This is a genomic window from Streptomyces sp. NPDC101191 (assembly GCF_044767915.1).
Taxonomy (GTDB): Bacteria; Actinomycetota; Actinomycetes; order Streptomycetales; family Streptomycetaceae; genus Streptomyces.
This window is the reverse complement of the sequence record NZ_JBIWOU010000009.1, coordinates 77,799-97,139: the sequence shown is the minus strand read 5'-3', so window position 1 is coordinate 97,139 and position 19,341 is coordinate 77,799. Positions and strand designations below refer to the sequence as shown.

Annotated in this window: 18 protein-coding genes and 1 tRNA gene; 11 read left to right on the top strand and 8 right to left on the bottom strand. The window is 68.7% G+C overall.

Going from position 1 to position 19,341, the window contains the following annotated elements; translation table 11 throughout:
• The first annotated feature begins 197 nt into the window (after positions 1-197).
• Positions 198-1,598: a Tat pathway signal protein gene (locus ACIRQF_RS30525; protein WP_404096941.1), complete on the top strand. Its 1,401-nt coding sequence runs from the start codon at positions 198-200 to the stop codon at positions 1,596-1,598.
• Between the two features lie 75 nt (positions 1,599-1,673).
• Positions 1,674-2,168, top strand: a complete 495-nt coding sequence (locus ACIRQF_RS30520; RefSeq protein WP_404096938.1) for an SAM-dependent methyltransferase — start codon at positions 1,674-1,676, stop codon at positions 2,166-2,168.
• A gap of 83 nt (positions 2,169-2,251) precedes the next feature.
• Here the strand turns inward: ACIRQF_RS30520 and ACIRQF_RS30515 are convergent, their stop codons facing one another.
• Complete coding sequence (locus tag ACIRQF_RS30515) at positions 2,252-2,767, bottom strand: hypothetical protein (RefSeq protein WP_404096935.1); 516 nt, start codon at positions 2,765-2,767, stop codon at positions 2,252-2,254.
• Between the two features lie 282 nt (positions 2,768-3,049).
• Between ACIRQF_RS30515 and ACIRQF_RS30510 the strand changes: the two genes are divergently transcribed.
• The 3 genes from ACIRQF_RS30510 to ACIRQF_RS30500 all read left to right on the top strand — a co-directional run bounded on the left by ACIRQF_RS30510 (position 3,050) and on the right by ACIRQF_RS30500 (position 5,439).
• The gene (locus ACIRQF_RS30510) at positions 3,050-3,904 is read left to right on the top strand and encodes a helix-turn-helix domain-containing protein (RefSeq protein WP_404096932.1); all 855 of its coding nucleotides are present in this window, start codon (positions 3,050-3,052) and stop codon (positions 3,902-3,904) included.
• Entirely contained in the window at positions 3,901-4,143 is a 243-nt protein-coding gene (locus ACIRQF_RS30505; protein ID WP_404096929.1) for a DUF397 domain-containing protein, read from the top strand. The genes ACIRQF_RS30510 and ACIRQF_RS30505 overlap by 4 nt, the downstream gene beginning before the upstream one ends.
• 534 nt (positions 4,144-4,677) lie before the next feature.
• A complete protein-coding gene (locus tag ACIRQF_RS30500; protein WP_404096926.1) occupies positions 4,678-5,439 on the top strand; it encodes a hypothetical protein in 762 nt (253 codons plus the stop codon).
• Positions 5,440-5,647: 208 nt separating this feature from the next.
• Here the strand turns inward: ACIRQF_RS30500 and ACIRQF_RS30495 are convergent, their stop codons facing one another.
• Positions 5,648-6,553: a carbon-nitrogen hydrolase family protein gene (locus ACIRQF_RS30495; RefSeq protein WP_404096923.1), complete on the bottom strand. Its 906-nt coding sequence runs from the start codon at positions 6,551-6,553 to the stop codon at positions 5,648-5,650.
• Positions 6,554-6,924: 371 nt separating this feature from the next.
• Here ACIRQF_RS30495 and ACIRQF_RS30490 point away from each other — a divergent pair, with 371 nt between their 5' ends.
• The 4 genes from ACIRQF_RS30490 to ACIRQF_RS30475 all read left to right on the top strand — a co-directional run bounded on the left by ACIRQF_RS30490 (position 6,925) and on the right by ACIRQF_RS30475 (position 10,040).
• Positions 6,925-7,467, top strand: coding sequence for a hypothetical protein (locus tag ACIRQF_RS30490; protein WP_404096920.1), 543 nt, complete (start codon positions 6,925-6,927; stop codon positions 7,465-7,467).
• A 322-nt stretch (positions 7,468-7,789) separates the two neighbouring features.
• Complete coding sequence (locus ACIRQF_RS30485) at positions 7,790-8,914, top strand: helix-turn-helix domain-containing protein (protein WP_404096917.1); 1,125 nt, start codon at positions 7,790-7,792, stop codon at positions 8,912-8,914.
• A gap of 654 nt (positions 8,915-9,568) precedes the next feature.
• Positions 9,569-9,850, top strand: coding sequence for an HU family DNA-binding protein (locus tag ACIRQF_RS30480; RefSeq protein ID WP_404096914.1), 282 nt, complete (start codon positions 9,569-9,571; stop codon positions 9,848-9,850).
• A gap of 116 nt (positions 9,851-9,966) precedes the next feature.
• Positions 9,967-10,040 (top strand) — tRNA-Met (locus ACIRQF_RS30475).
• A gap of 188 nt (positions 10,041-10,228) precedes the next feature.
• On the opposite strand, the gene ACIRQF_RS30470 is transcribed toward ACIRQF_RS30475, so the two are convergent.
• The 3 genes from ACIRQF_RS30470 to ACIRQF_RS30460 all read right to left on the bottom strand — a co-directional run bounded on the left by ACIRQF_RS30470 (position 10,229) and on the right by ACIRQF_RS30460 (position 11,464).
• Positions 10,229-10,351: a hypothetical protein gene (locus tag ACIRQF_RS30470; protein ID WP_404096911.1), complete on the bottom strand. Its 123-nt coding sequence runs from the start codon at positions 10,349-10,351 to the stop codon at positions 10,229-10,231.
• 71 nt (positions 10,352-10,422) lie between these two features.
• Positions 10,423-10,641, bottom strand: coding sequence for a hypothetical protein (locus ACIRQF_RS30465; protein ID WP_404096908.1), 219 nt, complete (start codon positions 10,639-10,641; stop codon positions 10,423-10,425).
• 13 nt (positions 10,642-10,654) lie between these two features.
• The gene (locus ACIRQF_RS30460; protein WP_404096905.1) at positions 10,655-11,464 is read right to left on the bottom strand and encodes a hypothetical protein; all 810 of its coding nucleotides are present in this window, start codon (positions 11,462-11,464) and stop codon (positions 10,655-10,657) included.
• A gap of 324 nt (positions 11,465-11,788) precedes the next feature.
• Between ACIRQF_RS30460 and ACIRQF_RS30455 the strand changes: the two genes are divergently transcribed.
• Positions 11,789-12,715 carry a hypothetical protein gene (locus tag ACIRQF_RS30455; protein WP_404096902.1) on the top strand — a complete coding sequence of 309 codons (927 nt, stop codon included), beginning with the start codon at positions 11,789-11,791 and terminating at the stop codon, positions 12,713-12,715.
• 16 nt (positions 12,716-12,731) lie between these two features.
• Here the strand turns inward: ACIRQF_RS30455 and ACIRQF_RS30450 are convergent, their stop codons facing one another.
• Positions 12,732-14,237, bottom strand: coding sequence for a nuclease-related domain-containing protein (locus ACIRQF_RS30450; protein WP_404096898.1), 1,506 nt, complete (start codon positions 14,235-14,237; stop codon positions 12,732-12,734).
• Between ACIRQF_RS30450 and ACIRQF_RS30445 the strand changes: the two genes are divergently transcribed.
• Positions 14,236-14,637, top strand: coding sequence for a hypothetical protein (locus ACIRQF_RS30445; RefSeq protein WP_404096895.1), 402 nt, complete (start codon positions 14,236-14,238; stop codon positions 14,635-14,637). The two genes, ACIRQF_RS30450 and ACIRQF_RS30445, sit on opposite strands and share 2 nt — an antisense overlap.
• Here ACIRQF_RS30445 and ACIRQF_RS30440 read toward each other — a convergent pair.
• Positions 14,607-15,662 (bottom strand): DNA polymerase thumb domain-containing protein, encoded by a 1,056-nt coding sequence (locus ACIRQF_RS30440; protein ID WP_404096892.1) that lies wholly within the window; start codon positions 15,660-15,662, stop codon positions 14,607-14,609. The genes ACIRQF_RS30445 and ACIRQF_RS30440 overlap by 31 nt on opposite strands.
• A 4-nt stretch (positions 15,663-15,666) precedes the next feature.
• Positions 15,667-19,107: a DNA polymerase III subunit alpha gene (locus ACIRQF_RS30435; RefSeq protein ID WP_404097564.1), complete on the bottom strand. Its 3,441-nt coding sequence runs from the start codon at positions 19,105-19,107 to the stop codon at positions 15,667-15,669.
• Positions 19,108-19,341 lie beyond the last annotated feature (234 nt).

Below are 19,341 nucleotides of genomic sequence, written 5' to 3'. Positions count from 1 at the left end.
GGAACTCTGGCGCTGAGCAAACGGCGCTGAAATGTGGGCTGTGTACAGCTGAGCTGGCCGAACTCCGCGACATGAGACAGGGGTTGGCCGATACCGTTACGTAGAGCGAACCTTGGATCGCCGCTAGCGGCTATGCCGGGCGAGGCACGGATGCCGCTAACACCGCTAAAGATCATTCCGGAGGGAGGGGGCGCATCATGGCACGCACCGTGCGCACACCTAACACCCATCTGAGAGCCGTCATTCAGGAACTTGGCTGGTCGCAGGATCAGTTGGCGGCGCGCATGCGCGTGGTTGCGGCCGAGCACTCCATCCCGGAGCTGTCCCTCATCACACGCTCGCACGTGTCCCAGTGGGTCCGCGGCGTCCAGCCCAGCGGCCGAACTCCCTCTATCTTGTGCGAGACGCTCTCGCGGGGACTCGGGCGCCGCGTCACTCCATCTGAAATCGGACTTGCTCCCATGGAGTTGACCTCGCCCAACACCCCTGAGTGGGACGTCGACACGTTGACGGCACTGGCCGAGCTCGGGAGCATCGAAATGAACGTGGAACGCCGACAGGTATTGGCGAACGCGGCCTACGCCACGGTCGGCCTGGCTCTTCCCGCGGAATCGTGGTGGGACCAGACACTGGAGCGGGCCCGATCCAGGGCCGCCCTCACCAAGCGCACGGTCACCATGGACGACGTAGAGAGCCTCCGTGAGATGGCGGCCTTCTTCAGCCGCCGAGACCAGCGTCGCGGCGGCCGCGCTGGCCGCAGCGCCCTGGTCGCCTTCCTCCACACCGACGTAGCCGAGTGCCTCGCCAGCCACACCCTGTCTGAACAGGTGCGTCGCGAGCTGACCTCCGTCGCCGGTGAGCTCCAGTACCTGGCCGGATGGATGGCCTTCGATTCCTCGGAGCACGTCCTCGCGCGCCAGAACTTCATGACGGCCTTCCACATCGCGGCGGAAGCCGACGACGCCCCGCTCGCCGGCCACATCCTGCGCGCCGCAGCTCACCAGGCCGTTGACCTCGGACACCCCGGCCTGGCAATGGAGTACGCCCAAGGCTCCCTCGAACAACGCCGGTACTCCCAGGCCTCCCCCAGGGAGAAGGCACTGCTCGGCGTTGTCCACGCCCGCGCCCTCGCCGCCGATGGACGCAAGCAAGAAGCCCTGGTTGCGCTGCGCCGTGCCGAAGACGACCTCACCGACGCCGGCTCCCCGGCGACCGGAGAGCCCGGACGTGTCTCCTTCTTCACCGAGGCCGCCCTCGCCCACGAAACCGCGTGCACCCTCCGAGACCTCGGCGACCTCAAGGCCGCCGAGGCCGAGTTCAAACGCAGCGTCCGCACCCGCCGCAGCCAATCGCACGCCCGCACGCACTCGGTAACCCTCAGCTACTTGGGCGCCGTCCAGGTCCAGCAAGGACACCTCGAAGCGGCATGTGCCACATGGTCGCAGGCTCTGGACGCGATGAGCGGCGTTCAGTCCGGCCGAGCACGAGAGGCCGTGATCCAGATGCGTCGCGCGCTCTCGCCGGTCAAGGGCCGCGGCGGGAGCCCGGCAACCGCGCTCGACGAACGCGCACGGGCGACTCTCCACGACGTAGGCTGACCGGGATAAGACGACAAACGCCGGAGCAAGGGACCGCGGGGTGCTCCTCCAGTTCCGACAAGAGGGAGTAGTGGCATGTCCGTGACCTTGGAGATCGTGTCCGTCGCGACGGTGGTAGGAGGCCACACCCAGCCGGCGGACGACTACCAGGGCGGCGTGGAGTCGATCATCCGGCTTCACCCGGACTACCCGGCCGAGACCCTCATGGGGCTCGATGAGTTTAGCCATCTCCAGGTGCTCTGGCACTTTCACAAGGGTTCGCCCGACGACGTTGCCCTGCACGCGCGCAGCCCGCGGAACAACCCCCAGTGGGAGCCGAGCGGCACTTTCGCGCACCGCAACCACCGCCGGCCGAACCGCCTGGCCATCTCCCAGCCGCAACTCCTGCGCATTGCCGGCCATGACTTGTACGTCACCGACCTCGACGCGGTCGACGGCACCCCGGTCTTCGACTTCGCGGGATGGTTCCCGCCCATGGGCCCCCGCGGACCGGTCCACGCACCGAAGTGGGTAAGCGAAATGCTGGAGGACTACTGGGCCAACGCCGATGAGCGCCCCGATCACGGATAACGCCACGGCCGGATGGACAGCGCCCGTTCCTCCTGTACGCGGCGTGGGTAAACCGCCGTGCTCTCGGTGGATGCTGCGGGCGGTCACCGCTGACCGCCCGCAGTCTCGGCCGTCACGAGGGCGACGAATCCCAGATGATGCTCGATCAGTTCGAGTTGAAGCGCGTACTCGTCCAGATGAGGGCTGATTACGGAGTGGGTGAGCGCTACGACCCCATCCGCGTACCCGGCACGAATCTGATGGCGGACCAGGGACCAGCCCGTCCGCGTCAGCGGGTCGGTGGCACCGAAACGGTCCGTGAAGTGATGGTGGACGCTGACCTGCCAGTTCTGTTGTAAGGCAAAGTCACGGGCCGCGGCGAGGGAGTGCGTCGGTTCCTGCCCGTCTACAGCCAACGCGTACACGCACACCCGCGGCACCCGGCCCGATTCTTGAAGCAGCGACAGACGGTGGTCGAGGGCGCTGGTGCGGGCACTCAACAGCCGCACGAGAGGGTCTGTCCCAATGCGGACCTCTTCGGGATGAAGTTCCTCACGGAAGGCGCGCTCCCGGTCCATCCACTCGTGCCCTTTGCGTCGGGCGGTGGTGATCTGGCGCATTGCTGTCCCCGGCTTCGTCGGAGGGGGCGAAGGGTCCGCTGCCTGCGACGGGGGGAGCGCAGACAGTGGACCCTTCCGGCCGGGATGGCGCCCCGACCAGCACGGCCAGCGGTAGCAACTATGCGTAACGGGCGAACGTGAGGTGATGCACAGTCACGTCCCGCTGGACTCTCAGCATGCTCCTTTTGGCGGTCCGTACGCAATACTGTCACCCGCATTGCCAAAATGACCGCACGCATGTGCCCATAGCTACGAACGTCGACGACGTGTCAAACTGCGTCCATGACGCAGAAGCGAGCGACGCCGACTATCAAACGGCGCAGAGTTGGCGGTCAGCTGCGTCGCTGGCGCGGCACCATGAAGTCCGGCGACGCCGCCAAGCTCATGGGCTGGGACACCACTCGCCTCAGCCGGATCGAGAGGGGCACCTACCGGATCTCGGGCGATGAGGTGCGGAAGTTCTGCGGCAAGTTGGCCGTAGAGGACCCGGCCGGCGTGGAAGAGGTCGCAAGGGTCGCCGAGGAGCCCATCGGCGAAGGATGGTGGGCGGCCTACGCGGGTCGCATCGGTCAGAACTACCTCGACTTCATCGAGTTGGAAGCTGAGGCGGAGACGCTCCAGATCCAGCATCCGGTGATCGTTCCCGGCCTGCTTCAATCTCCGGGGTACGTGCGAGAAATGATCACTCGTGCGCCTACCGCGGTCTCTCCGGCACACGCCGAGATGCTGGTTTCGATCAGGCTGGCGCGGCAGGCGGTGCTCAGCAAGGCGGCCAGGATCCACGCTCTCGTGCCCGAATCAGCACTACACGCCAAGTTCGAGTCGGGACCTGCGATCATGCGGGACCAGATTCGCAAGCTCCTCGACGCCTCGGAGATGTCGAACGTCGAGCTTCAGCTCATCCCCCTCACTGTTCATCCAACCTACGGGTCGAACGGCGCCATCACCGTTCTGTCCTACAAGCACCCTTGGGCGAAGGTGGCCAGCGTCGACAACCCCATGGGCGGGAACCACACCGACGACGTACAGCAAGTGGGCTTCTTGGAGAAGGAGTTCGCTGCCATCGCCGAAATCGCGCTTCCCGTCGACAAGTCGCGGGATGTTCTCAATGAGTACCTGGAAGGACTGCGTAAGTGACCACCAACAACGGACGTGCTCTCATGGCCTCTGAGCTCGAGGGTGCGGTCTGGAAGAAGTCCTCCTATAGCGGAGGCAGCGAAGGGCAGTGCATCGAGTGCGCTGATGTGATGCAGACCCACTCCGGCATCGCCGTCCGTGACTCGAAGAACCCCGAAGGTCCCGCTCTGCTGTTCGTGGCCGCGGCGTTCATCGGGTTCATCACAGCAGTGAAGGATGGCGGGATCAACGCCTCCTGACCTGTCTCTTGATAGAGCAGTGGCCCGTCTCCCCCCGCCCTTAACAGGGGGAGACGGGCCACTCTCGTACAGCCGTACCTTGGGTTAGTGGAGCGTACCCCGCGCATCCAATGCACGGAAGGCGGCGCTCCGGCCTGCTCCCAGAGCACTGATCACAGAGTCTCCGTGGATTCGCGACAGCTTGGGAGCCCGAATCCTCGCGCTCGCCGTACCTCGACATCGCGATACCGGTACACCAGTCCGCCGGTGGCGGGGAAGACGGCTCGTAGTGTTCTGCGCTGAGCTGGACGTGAATCGGGGGGAGTGCCGTACGACACGAGTACGTACATCCACCGAATCCTGTCGAAGTGGTGCGGTGCACGTTGTATCCTCTCGGCGGTTGTCCACGCAGCCGTGCTGGGATGTCGCCCCCCCCGGAAGCCGCGACATCGGGAAGGCAAAAGCCAACGTGGAGAAGGCGTGACCGAGAGGCTGGCCTGCCCCCCCTTTCTCCTCTTCTTGTGCATTGACCGGGCAGTGCAACAGGGAGTCGTCATGCGCGAGACGTCAACCAATCCCGCATTGGGAGAGATGGTCCGTCTGCGTCAGCTCGCGACCAACGAGACATACGCCCAGAGTCAGCAGGGGCATTGGGCGAACCCGCACCCGGGGCGTGCCGTACCGAACCCTTCCCTGGCCCAGCAGCGGTGGGAAGTGCAGATCGTCGAACTCCTGGCTGAGGAATTCGGGCGACATGAGGTTAACGCGGACACGGGCCTGTTCGGCATCCTCAGCATCAGTCCCCACCCCGACCGCCTGGTGATCCGCGTCGACCGCCGAGTCCTGCCCCGTTGGGCACGTGCCCTGGTCGGCACCCCGGATCCCCGCGGCCAGCACCGGCTTGCACACTTGCGGTGGAGCGCAGAGGCAAAGGCTGTTTACCTGGTGGACGCGAGCGGCGGCGCGATGGTGGTTCTCGACCGTATCTTCCCGCGCGGTTGGCAGTCTGCTCTCGACGACCTCACTGTGCCTGAAAGGGCCGGCGCCCAGAACACCGCACTCGCTGACTCACCCTACGGCTTCGAGGCCTCCGTGCTCCTGCGCAGGGCCCACCTGGCGAAACAACTGGCCAAGAAGCAACGGGGAGTTCTGCATCTCGCAGTACGTGACGCGGGAGACGGCCGCGCTCGCCTCTTCGACGTCTCGGTGGATGAACCGAACCGTGCTGCCTGCTTCTTGGCGCTCAAGGACGCTCCGAAGGCCTTGTGGTCGTGGCCGGGAAGCGACCGTCGAGGCGCGGTGGCCCAGACAGGCTAGGACCAAACGCGACGTGCGTGCGGCGGCGCAGTGGATCGGCCGCGGCAACGCCGACGGCCTCTTCTCAGCCCCGCCGACGGCGACTCTGCCTCCGTATGGTGCTCCCGCCGCGCATCACCCACGCCCCCAACGCCAGCGTTCCGGGCGTGAGCCGAGGGGGTCGCGGCACGGAGCCACCTTCTGCCGCGAACCCCCTCAGCTTTCTGCCCTAGAAGGCTGCAGTGCGATCTTCGCTGCGCAGATCGGTTACCTGGTGCCCGGCGTACACCCCCGACCGCGCCCTTCGACGCCAGGGACGTGCATAGGTTACTGATTCGGCGGCGGCCTCGGAGCCGTCGTTGAGGTCTCCGACCGCCACTGACGGCGATCCGTCTGCAGGGCACCGATCAAGCCAGTCGCCGTTGGGGGCGATGATTCCCGATGGAGCGGTGACGCTGTGCTGCGTCGGCACCGAGAAGCTGACCCAGTAGCTGTTGGCCGCAGCGTGGCCTTGGGCTTGGACAGCGGCGTTGCCCGGGGAGACCCCAGTCGTGGAGAACAGGACACAGTCGACGTCCAGCTTCTCGTACTCGGCGAACAACTCCGGGTAGTGGATCTCGATGCCGAGCAGGCAGCCGAAGCGCACACCGTCGACGTTGAAGGTCACCGGCGACGTGCCCGGTGAGTACATGTACGACACCTTCGTGTTCGACAGCATGCGCTCGTCGTAACGCGTGACTACGTCGCCGCGATCGGAGAGGACATACAGGCTGTTGTGTGGACGGTTCGGCCGGGTCAAGCGGTGCGCCGAGGCGATCACCGTCCACAGCCGCAACTCCCGTGCCAAGCCGCCGATCTCAGCCAGCTCCGCTTGAAGAGCCGGCCACTGGCACCGGTCCCAGTCCGCCGGCCCGACCGCGGCCGGACCGTCGACGGACATGACGAGTTTGTTGGGAAAGCAGATCGAGCCTTCCGGGAAGTGCACGATCCTCGCGCCCCGAGCGCTCGCCTCGCGCATCAGCGTGCGCACCTGACGGCCGCTCTCGCGCAGTGCACCAACATCTCGGGGATCCTCGCGAACGGGCGTCTGCGCGACGGCGAGCCGCACGCTCTTGGGATTCCTTGCTTCCGACATGACGTCTCCAGTTGGAGTCGGACGGAAGTGCCGGAGAGCAGACGTGTAGGACTCGCCAGTCTTGGCGGCACGGGCGCGCACCTGGCGCTTGAACTTCCTGCGGGCTGTCATCGCGGCCTTCCACGCCTTGAGCGACAGTTCCCCAGCAACCTCGCCCGAGGCGATCGGGCTGCGGCAGCGACCTGAGACGGCTAGTCCCTTTGCCCCCGATGAGAGACCGTGCTGGGGACGGTCGCGGGAGGTTCGGCGTAGGCCACGCCATCCCTCATGGTGCCGTCGACCGCGGGCTCCGTCAACATGCCCCGCGCGTCGGCGAATACAACTGACCCCAGGCGGGCGCCACCTTCGGCCCGGACGGATAGGTTGGGAGTATGGCCGCCGCCCAGTCGCGCAGACCCCCCTTCCGGACCGCTGCCTACTGGGCAGCCCTCGAGGCGATCGCGGACGACTTCGTCAACATGGCCGTGCCCCGCGCACAGCCCCGAACCGGGGACGCGGGCGGTGCCCTCAAGAGCTTGTCGAGCCGCGGTTTCGGGCCCTTGAGCCTCTTCGACCTTTCTGCCGTCTTGGTCCTGGCCGAGCCCCGGCCAGTTGCAGAGCCTGCCGACGCCAGCCCCCGCCTTCCCGCGATGCTGTCGCCGGCCGAGCCGACGGCACCAGATGCCAACCCGGTCACGGAAATCAAGAGAGGCCCCGTCACGGTGGCCGCGCACCCCACCCAGCGTCACATGGAGCACCTGCGGGAACTCGAAGCAAGCGTGGCCGAGGCCTTTCTGATCAGCCCGGACCACCCCAGAGCGCGCAGCGCTGTACGCCGCGCACTCATGGCCCGGGGCAGCACTGTCCAGGACGCGACCGTGGTCTACGGGATCGTCTGCGAGCTGCTCGGCCGTGCACCTCGAGCGACTTCTTGAGACCCGACTTCCAGCGACGTAGGCCCCCTCGATATCCTGCGCCGGAGTTGCCAAGGTTGCGGTGGGCGCACCCCACACTCCCGGCCTGCGGCCAGCAGGACGGCCGGAAGTCGGAAGCCGCTGACCTGCAAGGGAGCTGTGCGCGGTCTGTTCATGGGCTCTGGACAAGCCGTCGGCCAGCCATGGATGTGACAAAACCTGGTCTGGCTTCGTTATACAAGCGTTCCCTACGCTGTGACCGTACGGGGCAGCAGCACTGTCAGTACAGCGCCGGTGGAACACCCGTCCAGGGTGATGAGCTAGCCGAAGTCAGGAGCTGAGCATGGTGATCGCCACCCTCGGGGACGTTGTCGCGGTCTACCGGGCCAAAGCTGCTCTCGATCCCGCGCATGTGGCCGAGCGGGCAGGTATCTCCATAGCTCAGTACCTCGCGCTCGAGCAGGGCACCGCCTGGCCGGGTACCGAAGCCGCCGAGGCAGTCATCGAGGCCCTGCACATCCCTGACAGCCACCGAGCACGCCTGGCCATGGCCGGGGCTCCGCTCGACAAGTACCTACAGCGCCTGCTGCACGGCTACGACATCCCGGCCCTCATCTTGGACAGCGCCTGGCGCACCGTGGAGGCGAACTGCTTCGCCCGCATGCTGCTGCCCGACTCGGCCCTGCCAGGCTGGAATCTGATGCGCTGGATCCTGGTCGACGACGCCGCGCGAAGACGACTCGCCAACTGGGACGACGTCGCCCGAGTTTTTTCCGGTGCCCTCCGCGACGCCGTCACCGCAGCCCCGCGCAACGCCGAATTGCTCGCCATCCGCAAGGACGCCGCGAAGCTAGGGCTTACCGCAGCGGCCTCTTCAAGGGACTGCCCCGACGGTCAGGCATTCGTCTGGCGCACGGATATCGGTGCGCACCCGATCTCCGCCTGCCTGATTACCGTGCCCAGCGGGCGGCCAGACCTGCGGCAGGTCACTTTCGTGCCGCGAAGCAGTCAACCGGTACCCGTCCTCATGGCCCCGCAGTCAGGCCCCGCTCCCTGGTACGGCCCTCTACTGACCGATCTGCTCTCCTGCGGACTGTGCGGGCTGCTCCTGACCGCCGGCGGCCGGCCGACCTCCTACAGCTGCGCCACGGGGTGTCTGCCCGAACTCTCCGCCGAGGAGCTGGAGCTCCGCATCGCACGGAAGGCACTCGCGCACGCCTTCCCTGCCCAGGAGTGCCGCAAGCTCGGCATCGCGCAGGAGATCCTCACGGCCGAGGGGATCGAACTGGAGCTGAACGTTCCCGTCTCGCCCCAACACGCCTTGGATCAGTGGCAGCGCTCGATGACCAACACACAGCGCAGGGGCATCCTCACCACAACTCTGCGCTCCGCAACGGTCTACCCCACACCGAGCTCAAACGGATCGCAAGACGTCGACATCGACTACAACTGGCGCGAGCTGCCCTGACCACGACATGACACGCCCGGCACCGATGCCCAGTTGCCGGGGCAACCGCCCAATCCGTCACGACGGGGCCATCCAAACCCCCAACGGCCGCCCCGGCACCACCCATCGTCTCAGCTCGCCTCCGGTCGCCGGAAGCGAATCCCGCAACGGCCCTGACTGGGCCTCGCCCCTCCCCGTGCCCTGCGAGAGCCCTGCACCGGCCGTCCCGCGAGACGGGGCACGCCGTCCTCCTGGCGGGGCGCGACCGGTCCAGGTCCATCTGTCCGGTCCGGCGCCGCCTAGCGTCCATCTCCTGCGTATCACGCCCCCACCGCCAGGAGAATCTGATGGGCCGCAGGAAGCCGACTCGCAGTCGTCGCCCCGCCAGGGCAGGGCCACCACACGGGACCGGGAACGCACCCCAGGGGCCCTGTTCCCGACGGGAGCCGTCATTCAGATCCTCGCCGACTCCGCCGCGCAGATCCACGCCGTACCGCAGCCAAGACTCGCGGATCCCCGGCCGCCTGCCTTCCCTCGGTCGCGGCCGTTGAACTCACGTCGACGACGCGCTCGACGGTGCCAGCACCACGGCTGTCAGTGGCAGATGGGAGGATCACCTCAGTCGCGTCCCGTTCGCTGAGCGGTCGGGATGATCCACGGATACGGAGTATGAACATGAACCGCAGTGAGCTGGTGGCCGCGCTGGCCGACCGCGCCGAGGTGACCCGTAAGGACGCCGACGCCGTTCTGGCCGCGTTCGCCGAGACCGTCGGCGAGATCGTCGCCAAGGGCGACGAGAAGGTCACCATCCCCGGCTTCCTCGCCTTCGAGCGCACCCACCGCTCCGCCCGCACGGCGCGCAACCCGCAGACCGGTGACCCGATCAACATCCCCGCCGGCTACAGCGTGAAGGTCTCCGCGGGCTCCAAGCTGAAGGAAGCCGCCAAGGGCAACTGAGCCCCGTCATACCTCTGCGCGGCAGCCAGAGCAGACACCAGCCGTACTGACTGGGCCGGAAGTGCGACCACCTGGCCACTTCCCGGCCCAGCCCGCTGTTAGAGTGGTACCACCGACGCGGGGTGGAGCAGCTCGGTAGCTCGCTGGGCTCATAACCCAGAGGTCGCAGGTTCAAATCCTGTCCCCGCTACGAGGAGGAGGGGTCCGGCAAGAGCGCCGGGCCCCTCCGTCATTCCCTGCTTCCGGCCCCGCCTGCCCTCGGCCCTCTGCGCGGCGGCCGCGCCGGCCCTGGTGCAGGCAGGGGTCACTCCAGCCGCACGACCTGGGCAGGGGTGGGGTGTCTCACCTGGAGGATGGCCACAGCAGCCAGAGCGGCGCTCACCCCGGCATGCCGCCGATGACGACGCGTGCCTCGTCCAGCGTGCTGAGAAGGGCATCGATCGCGGCACGGAGGCCGACCACCTCTACCTCGAACCGGCCCTCGGCGTGCTGGCGCACCACGTACGTCTCCGGGCGAGCTCGCCCTTCCACACCCCGGGAACGGCCTCGGCGAGATCGACGCGCGTACGGACCTAGTACAGCGGCGTGATTGGCACCTCCGGCGGGGGCTGAATCAAGGACTCGAAGCGGCCGTCCTCGACCAGGCGCCCGTCGCGGACGACCAGGGCGAGGGCGGCAACCTCGGTGGGTTCGGCCGGGCGTCCCGCCGAGGTGAGCGCTTCGAAGTCGATCACCACGAAGGTTGTCCCGCGCACGTTGTGCATGAGCGATCCCACCACCGTCACGGCCACCGAGCGCGTCTCCTTACACGTGGGCTGTGGCCCTCTGCTCATACAGACGCAATCCGCGTTCGACCATCCGCACCGCACAGTGGGTGACGTGGAACAGCAGGGAGATGGACCCTGTGATCTGCGCCAGCACAACGGCGCCGTCCGATTCGAGGATCTCCCGGTCCAGGAACGCCAGAGTGCCGGTGCTGTCTCCATGCGCGAGGGAACTGCACGCGCTCCACACCAGTTCGGCCAAGTCCTCGCCCATACGTATTTCCGGGCCGGCTTCACGGATGATCCGCTTGTACGAAGGGCGAGCCTTCAGCGCCTTCCGCGCGTCCTCGGAGGAAGCCCCGGCTGTAACCAGGAGGTCCTCAAGGACCTGGAGGCGCTCCTCCTTCGTCTTCAAGCCGGGCGACTGGGCCAGCTCCCGTACCCGATGCCCGTGCTCGACTTCCTTCGCCTGGAGGCTCAGGCGCCGGGTGAGACGCTCAAGGCGGTTCGCCGGCCCCAGCAGCCACACCGCACGGGCCGAGTTCTCGAAGACACCCCGCACCAGCGAGGCCTGCGCGTGGGTGTGGATGACGGTAGAAGCGTGCGTTGCGCTGCGCTCGGCGAGGACGGAGGACCGCAGGCACTGGAGGTGATCGACGGCCACGGTCAGGGCGTGCCACGCGCTGTGGGACACCTGGTGCGGGTGGCTCTTGGCGTCGTCGCCCGCTAGGGAGCTGCGGGGCTGAACCTGCCACTGGCCCTTGTTCTCGTGGGTGTACGCGTCAAACCGTCGTGTGCCGTCCAGAAGGGCCAGCAACTGACGGAGGTACTGGTCCTCTTCGTCCGTCATGCCCCTGATGGTATGGAGCGGGGGCGTGGCTGTCGGGCTATTTTCCGCTGCGCCGATCCAGGCGTTCTGCCTCAGGGGGTCGCCGCTGATTCGCCCTTTGTGGCTGGTGACACGGTTCTTACTCGGTCGTGGGCCATGGCGCTCCGCCCGCCCCTGTGATGCGCTACTGTGCTGCCTGCGGCAGCACGCGCCTGCCAGACTCCCGGCCGGGAAAGTTCCCACGCGCCCGGGACGCGGACAAGGGTCTCAGACTCGCGCGGCTCCTCTCCTTATCGTTGTGACCCTGCTGCGGCATGGGCGTGGGCATGCCGTGGGAGGACCGTCGTGACCAAGGACAGGAAGCGTAAGGCTGCCATCCGCGAGGTGCAGCGCAGCACGGGCGGCCGCTACGCCCGCCTCGCCCGCGAGTTGGCCGTGCCCCGTGCCGGCCGGACCTTCCGGCTCGCCGCACTGCTCGCCGAGTGCGCCACTTTGCCCCCCGCGTCCGTGGAGTGGGACTTCCCCGAGCACTACGCGCCCGCCGTCTTCGACTCGGGCCTGATCGGCACGGCTGTGCCGTACGGGACGGTGCTGGAGCTGGCGGGGGCCCTCGCGCAGGATGGTCCCACCGCCCAGATCACGCTGGAGTCGGCGGATTCCGGCTCGCAGGCGATCGTGGTGTGCCGCGGGCGCCGCTTCCAGCTCGTCCTGACCCAGGACATGGTCAACGAGCTGTGCCAGAAGCCGGGTTGTGACGGCTCTCCGGACTGCTGGGCTGTTACCCATTGCCCCCGCCACCTTGCCGAGTGCGACACCAACGCCCTGGTCTCCATGGCCCGGAACTGGGGGCACGGCCGACGCGACGAGTTCGAACACGACCCCGAGCGCCTCGGGGGAAGCCTTGAGGCCGATCTCCTCATCAAGGCCGCCGTCGCGGGCGGCTCCTTCGAGCGTGTCCGGGCCGTGCTCCTCGACGCGTGCTTCGGCGATCCCAACCTGTTCGACGACATGTACTGGGACGCATCTGTGTCGCTCGCCATGCAGCATGCGCTCGAGCGCGAGAGGCTCCGCCTCTACGAGGTCGCCCAAGCCGAGGCGAGGCGTATTTGTGAGGCGACCGGGGCGTGCACGACGTGCGGCGTCGGCCTCGTCGGATGGAACCCCGGCGTCCCGCCGCAGTTCTGCTTCACGTGCGCGCCGCCGCCTCCGGCAGAAACCGTGTCTCCCGCGTTCGCCTGGGCGTCGGCCCTGCCGGACCCCGCCCAGGAGTAGACGCCGGGGCGGCACATCAACCCGGCCCAGGACGCGGCGCGGCAGCCCCCAGGCTGCCGCCGGCGGAGGCGTGCTCGGTGCCCCAGGGGGAGGTCTCCCACGCCTGGTCCAGGATCGGGTTGATAGCTGTCCGCCCGCCTGCGAGGTCCCGCAGGGACCAGCCGCCCGGCGGCGGCCGCCCGATCCGGGACACGATCCCCTCCTCCATGCCCGGGTCGGTCGCGACGACGGCGTCCTCCAGTTCGCCGGCCGAGGCGACCACCGTGGGCACCACCGTCTCCGGCAACAGGCCACGGAAGTCGGGGGCGTTGATCAGGTGGTACGGCTCCATCGTCACCACGATCCCGAACACGGGCCGGTCGTCGGGGATGTGCGCGAACGCCGGGTGCCGGTGCTCGATGAGCTTCGCGGACTTGTTGATCTGGGTGAACGCCTTGCCCAGCTTCTTCGTCAGCTCGCCGCCGAACTGCTGCGGTCCCAGCCGCAGGCCCGCCGTGGGCCGCGCCGACTTGACCTCGACCAGCAGGATCAGGCGGGGCAGCACGACAATCCAGTCGACGCTCTTCTTGTTGTCCTTGTCGTAGACGATCTCGGAGTGGACGTCGGCGCCCGGCAGCAGCCGCAGGTGCCGGCCGACGTATTGCTCGAACAGCTCGCCCAGGTCCCGGGTGAAGGCCTCGAACCGCTCCCCGTAGTGCTCGTTGCCCGTGTAGTACAGGCCCATCGGGCTGACCTTGCCGAGCACGGCGGGCGTCACGGGGATGAGGTAGTCGCAACCGAGGGACCGCACCAGCGGCCTGGAGCGCAGCGGGTTGGGGGTGTAGCGGCGTAGCCGCGGGTCGGACGCGAGCAGCCCGCCCGCCGCGCGAGCGCGTTCCTGCGCCACGTCCGTGGCGAAGTGCCGCTCGAGCACCGCGGTGACCGCGGCGTGGGTGGTCAGTTCCTCGAAGACGGTCAGCTCATGCTCGGGCACCCATGCCAGGTCGAGGCGGCCCTGCCGGTGCGTGGCGACGGTGTACAGGAGCTGCGCGAGGCCCACGTAGTCCGCCAGCGGGCAGCCGAGCAGGTCACGCTCCCAGCCGTCGACGAGGACCTCCAGCGGCCTGGTCGGCTTCGTGTGGACCAGCAGGGCCAGGCTGCGGGCGAGCTCGGAGAAGTCGTCTTCCTGCCAGGTGAACTGCTGCCCGGCGACGCGCAGTAGGAAGCCCTCCAGCCGCTCGCCGACCGGGAGGCGCCGGTAGATGTCGTCGAGTGCGACGTACTGGGCGAGGATCTCCGCCAGGTCGCCGTCGGTGGCCAGCCGCTGCCGGTACTCGTTGCCGCGGGTCAGCGACACCCAGGCGGCGTCCGCCAGCCCCCAGGGCCGGTACAGGCCGGAACCGTCCTGCCTCCAGTCCTCCTTCGTCGGCCACCGCGAACTCACGGCCGCGATCAGCGGCAGCAGGGAGCTCGGCGGGTGCCGGCGGACCCGCTGGACGTACTCGCGGTCGGGGACGGGGAAACGGAAGAACGAACGGACCATGCGGACGATTCTGCCCGCGCCGCAGGGTCGGGCAGACCTCAATTTCTCCGCCCGCCGGCTCGCGGCCCTCGCCCCGTGCGGCCTGCGGCGCGACTGCCCGCAGGTGTTGCGCGGGCTCCGGAGCGCCGTCACCGCGCTGTGCGCCGAGTTCCCGGTGCGGGGCCGCGGGGAGGACGGCAGCGAGCTCGCCCCGTGCGCCCTGTTCCTGGAGGAATTTGAAGCCCGGGTTCCTGCGCCCGGCGCTGGCGAGGTCACTGTCGCCATCCGCGCTGATCCGGAGTGCGTCGGGGTCGATGCGGGACAAGGTGGCCAGGTGGTGGGCGTCGGCCAGCAGCGCCAAAGGGCTGGGCTATCGGCCATCAGCGCAGATCACACCGAGTCTTCGCCGGCACTCCGGTAATCCGCCTGGTGCCGGCGTCGGGCAGCTGGGGCAGGGGAGATGATGGCCAGAGTGGCAGGGTAGAGCATCTGGCGCCCATACCGGGCCCGGGCTCGGTCGGCGACGGCTTCGAGTGCGAGAGGTTTGTCTTCTCGGGCGTCGAGGGTGAGCTGCCGGGTGGCCCGGCTGGCGGGTCGAAGGGTGTCAGCGCGCAGCGAGATGCTCCGCACCCGGGCGCGCTGGAGTCCGAGGGATTCGTAGACCGCGTACGCCGCGCGGGCCAGGAGCACGGTGTGCTGAGTCGCCTCGGACAGGACACGGCTGCGGCGGGTGGAGCTCCGGTCGGCGTAGTGGATGGTGCAGGTCAGACCACTCGCGATCTGACCTGAGGCACGCAGCCGGGACCCGAGTTCGTCGGCGAGGCCAATCAGGGCGCGCCGGTGGGCGGCCGGGTCGAGCTCGTCGCGGTCAAATCGGTGCTCGCTGCCGATACTCGCCGGGGTCGGGGTGGGGTCGATGACCTGGGTGTCGCGACCTTGAGCGTGTTCGTGGAGGGCGCGGCCAGCCCGGGCGCCGAGCAGACGTTGCAGCGTGAGCTGGGGGACAAGGGTGATGTCGCCGACGGTGTGCAGACCGTACTCGCCGAGCGTCGCGGCGGTCCGCGCGCCCACACCGGGCAACTCGTGGACCGGACGCGGGCGCAGGAAGGCGGCGATCGCGCCGGGGGAGTCGTCGACGACGGTTCGCTGCCCGGGCGGGGTGAGGGCGCAGGCCATCGCGGCGAGCATCCGGTTGGGGGCGCACCCCGCCGAGCTGCGCAGGCCGAAGTGCGCGAGCGCACGCAACTGCACCAGCTCGGTCAGGCCGCGGGCGTCCCGTTTCCAGTACGGGATCGCTCCCGTGAGGTCGAGGGCAGCTGAGTCCGGCCCGATCATCTGCACGCGGGGCGTGACGTCCTCCAGCAACCGGCTTAGCTCCTGCGGGAGTTCGCTTTCCTCGACGGCTGGAACGTCGAAGCGGAGATGGAGGATGTGGTGCCCGCTCATCGTGTCACCCCGCGCTTCCCTGACTGCGGTGCCCGAGCCGGCGCAGGTCTGCCGACCGAGTGCCGGCGGGCTGGAGGTCGGCGTACGGGTGGAGACGAGCGCCCGCGGTGCCATCGGCAAGGGTGCGCTGCGGCGCCGCTGGGTCGGCCGGAGTGGGAGCCGAGGTAGTGCGGCCGAGCAGGTGGAGGGCGGCTTGGGGGCCGTGGTCGCGGCGGGCGGCGGCCACCTCGTCCAAATCCCAGGCCATCTCGCCGACCACGGTACGACGCGCTCCGCGGGACTCTACGGTGCCGCGCACGAGCAGCAGACCGGAGTGGAACACGGTGTGCGCGCAGGCCTCGTGGGAGTTCTCGAAGAAAGCGAGATCGACCAGGCCGGTGCCGTCCTCCAGGGTCACGAAGATGATCCTCTTGCCGGACGGTATCGGCGGGGTCTGGGTGGAGGCACGGACTCCGGCGACCAGGACCTTCTGTCCGGGGATCATGCCGCGCAGGTGCGCGGCGGTGGTCGCCCCGAGTTCGTTCAGCAGCCGGTGGTGGTGCTCCATCAGGTGATGGGTGACGTCGATCCGGAGCGTGTCCAGCTCCGCGCTGAGCTTGTCCCGGCTGGTCATCTCGGGCAGCCCGCTCGGGACGGAGGTCACCAGCTCGCCGCCGAGCGGCAGTTGGCCGTCGGTGGCGGTGCGAGCGCGGGACTGCCGGTGGAGCTCGGTCGCCTGCAGCAGGAGATCTCGCCGGGTGAGGCCGCCCGGGACCGACCCGAGCGCGCCGATCCGGATCAGCCGCTGCCCGATCGGCAAGGAGGGGCGGGCGCGCTGCCACAGGTCCTGCAAGCCGCTGTAGGGCTGGCCGGCCACGAGTCGCGCGACCTCACCTTCGCTGATCCCCTTGATGTTGGAGAAGGCGAGGCGCACGCCCCAGCCCTGCTCGGTCTGTTCGACCATGTGCGTTGCCCGGGAGTAGTTGACGTCGACCGGCAGGATCGGCACGCCGTGGCGGCGGGCATCGGACACGACGAGCCGTCGCGGCCACATCCCGGGGTCGTGCTCCAGGAGCCCGGCGTACAGGAACGCCGGGAAGTGCGCTTTCAAAAAGGCGCTCTGAAGTGCAGGAACAGCAAATGCGACAGCGTGCGCCCTGCAGAAGCCGTATGCCCCGTGGCTGGAAATGGTTTCCCAGACCTCGTCCAGCACGGCCGTGCTGTAGCCGCGCTCACCGGCCGTACGACGGAACCACTTCTCGACGCCGGGCAGCCGGTCTGCGTCGGCGAGGGCGCGGCGGGCGTACTCGCCGGCAGCACGATCGCAGCCGGTCAGCTGTGCGAACGTCGCGATGATCTGCTCGTGCCAGATGGTCACGCCGTACGTGTCCGACAAGATCGGCTCCAGGTCGGGGTGCGCGTACCGCGGCGCGGCGCCGTGCCGGGCCGCTATGAAGAGCGCGGGCATGCCCCCAGCCACCGGCCCTGGACGGAACAGCGAGATGTCGGCGATGACGTCCTGCATGTGCCGGGGCTGCAGCCTGGACAAAAGATCTTGTTGCCCAGGCGACTCCAGCTGGAACAGGCCCACGGTGTCCGAGGCCTGGATCAGCTCGAAGGCCAGCCGGTCGTTGAGGTCGACGTGGTCGGGATTGTCGAGATCGAGGACTCTGCCTGTGGCACGGCGGATCTCCGCTACCGCGTGCGCCATCGCACTCTGAAGCCGAATTCCGAGCACGTCCAGCTTCAGAAGGGCGTAGCCACCAAGCTCGATGTCGTCCTTATCCGCCTGAACCATTTTGTAGCTGGCCGGGGTCGGCTGCACCGGCAGCCGGTCCAGCAGTGACGCGTCGGACAGGATCACCCCGCAGGGGTGCATGGCGTAGCCGCGGGGCAGCGCGTCCAGGCCCTCGGCGAGCTCCCACAGCGGCCCGAACTTCTCTGCCTCTGCGGCGAGTTGCCGCAGCTCAGGCAACTCGGCCAGGGCCGCGCGGATGTCCCGCGCCCTGATATGCGGGAAGCTCTTGGCGATCTCGCCCACGACCTGGGGCGCCATCCCGAGGGCAAGCCCGGCGTCGCGCAGGGCGTGCCTCGCCCGGTAGGTCTCGGGCATGCCGGTGACCGCGGTCCGCTCCGTGCCGAACCGCTTGATGATCGCGTCGTACACTTCCAGGCGCCGCTCGGACTCCACGTCGAGGTCAATGTCAGGGAGCGACGTCCTGCGCTCATTCACGAACCTTTCGAACAACAAATGATGATCAAGTGGATTGGCCGTGGCGATGAACAAGGAGTGGTTGACCATGCTCCCGGCGCCGGAGCCGCGCGCGGCGACCCGGATCCCCAGCGCCCGGGTATCGGCGACCACCTGGGCCACGGCGAGGAAGTACGCCTCGAAGCCGCGCCCGAGCCGGCTGATGACGTCCAGCTCGTAGTCGAGTTGTCGTACGGCGCGTTCGTCGCGCTCCAGGCCGCGGGCGACCATCCCGGCCTCGCACCGCTGCCGCAGCAGCCGCATCCCGGAGCCGGGCTCCGGGCCCGCGCCCACGACGGACGGCTCGGGGAAGTGCGGTGTGCCCAGGCCGAGATCGTCCGGGGTGAGGGTGCAGGACTGCCCAGTGGCCTCGGTCTCGGCCAGCAGGCGTACGGCGCGGGAGGACCCGTCGCCGACGGCCTGGGCGATCCGCTCGGCGACCGCGGACATGGCGGCCGGGCCCTTCAGCCACCGCTCCCCGCCGTCCAGGCGACGGCGGTCGATCGGCCGCAGCAGCCGGGCGGCGTCGAGGACGTCGGCCAGCCGGTGCTGGCCGGGGTAGGCGTAGCGGACGGCGTTCGTCAGCACGGCGCGTACGCCGAGCTGGTCGGCCAGACCCATGGTCCGCGCGGCCAGCCGCAGCGATCCCGCGCCAGTGCCCGCCCGGCCCAGATACACGCTCTCCAGCCGCAGCCGCTCTCCCACCAGCTCCCGCCACGGCGCGAGCAGCTGCTCGGCGACGTCGGGGCGGCCGGCTGACAGGGCCCGCACCGGTTCGGAGGACGGGCCGAGCAACACCACCAGGTCCTCGTCGGCGTACGCGCGCAAGACTGGCCAGGCCACGACCGGCGCCGCGCCGTCGGTCTCGGCGTGCGCAGTGGACACCAGACGGCACAGCCGTGCCCACCCGGTCGCGTTCTGCGCGAGCAGGGTGATCCGCAGCGGCGGCTCGATCACGTGCGCGCCGCCGCGCGCAGGCGTACGCAGTCGTCCGGCGGCAGGATCCGCAGGGGTGAGCGGAGCGACGGCGACGTTGACGCCGAAGACAGGACGGATACCGGCCGCCGCCGCAGCGGTGGCGAAGCGGACCAGGCCCGCCACGGTGTCCCGGTCAGTCAGCGAGAGCGTCGTCATCCCGCGCTCGGCAGCGCCCTGCACGAGGGCGTCGGGGAGGGAAGCGCCGTAGCGGGCCGAATAGCCGGATGCGACATGCAGATGAGTAAATCCACCGCTGCGCGCCTCCCGACTCTCGTCTGTCCCTCCGCTGACCTGTGTCCCCCACGGCCTCCACCATAACCGAAAATTTGTTCGAAGTCGTTCTGTGGTGCTCTCCACGTGTCGCCCAGGTGACCCGACGGGCTTCGGCCTGCTGGGCGGGATCGGGAACTCGCCTCGGCCGGGATGCGGGGCGGTGAGGCGCACGTGAGGCTGGTGCCATGTCGGAGCGCC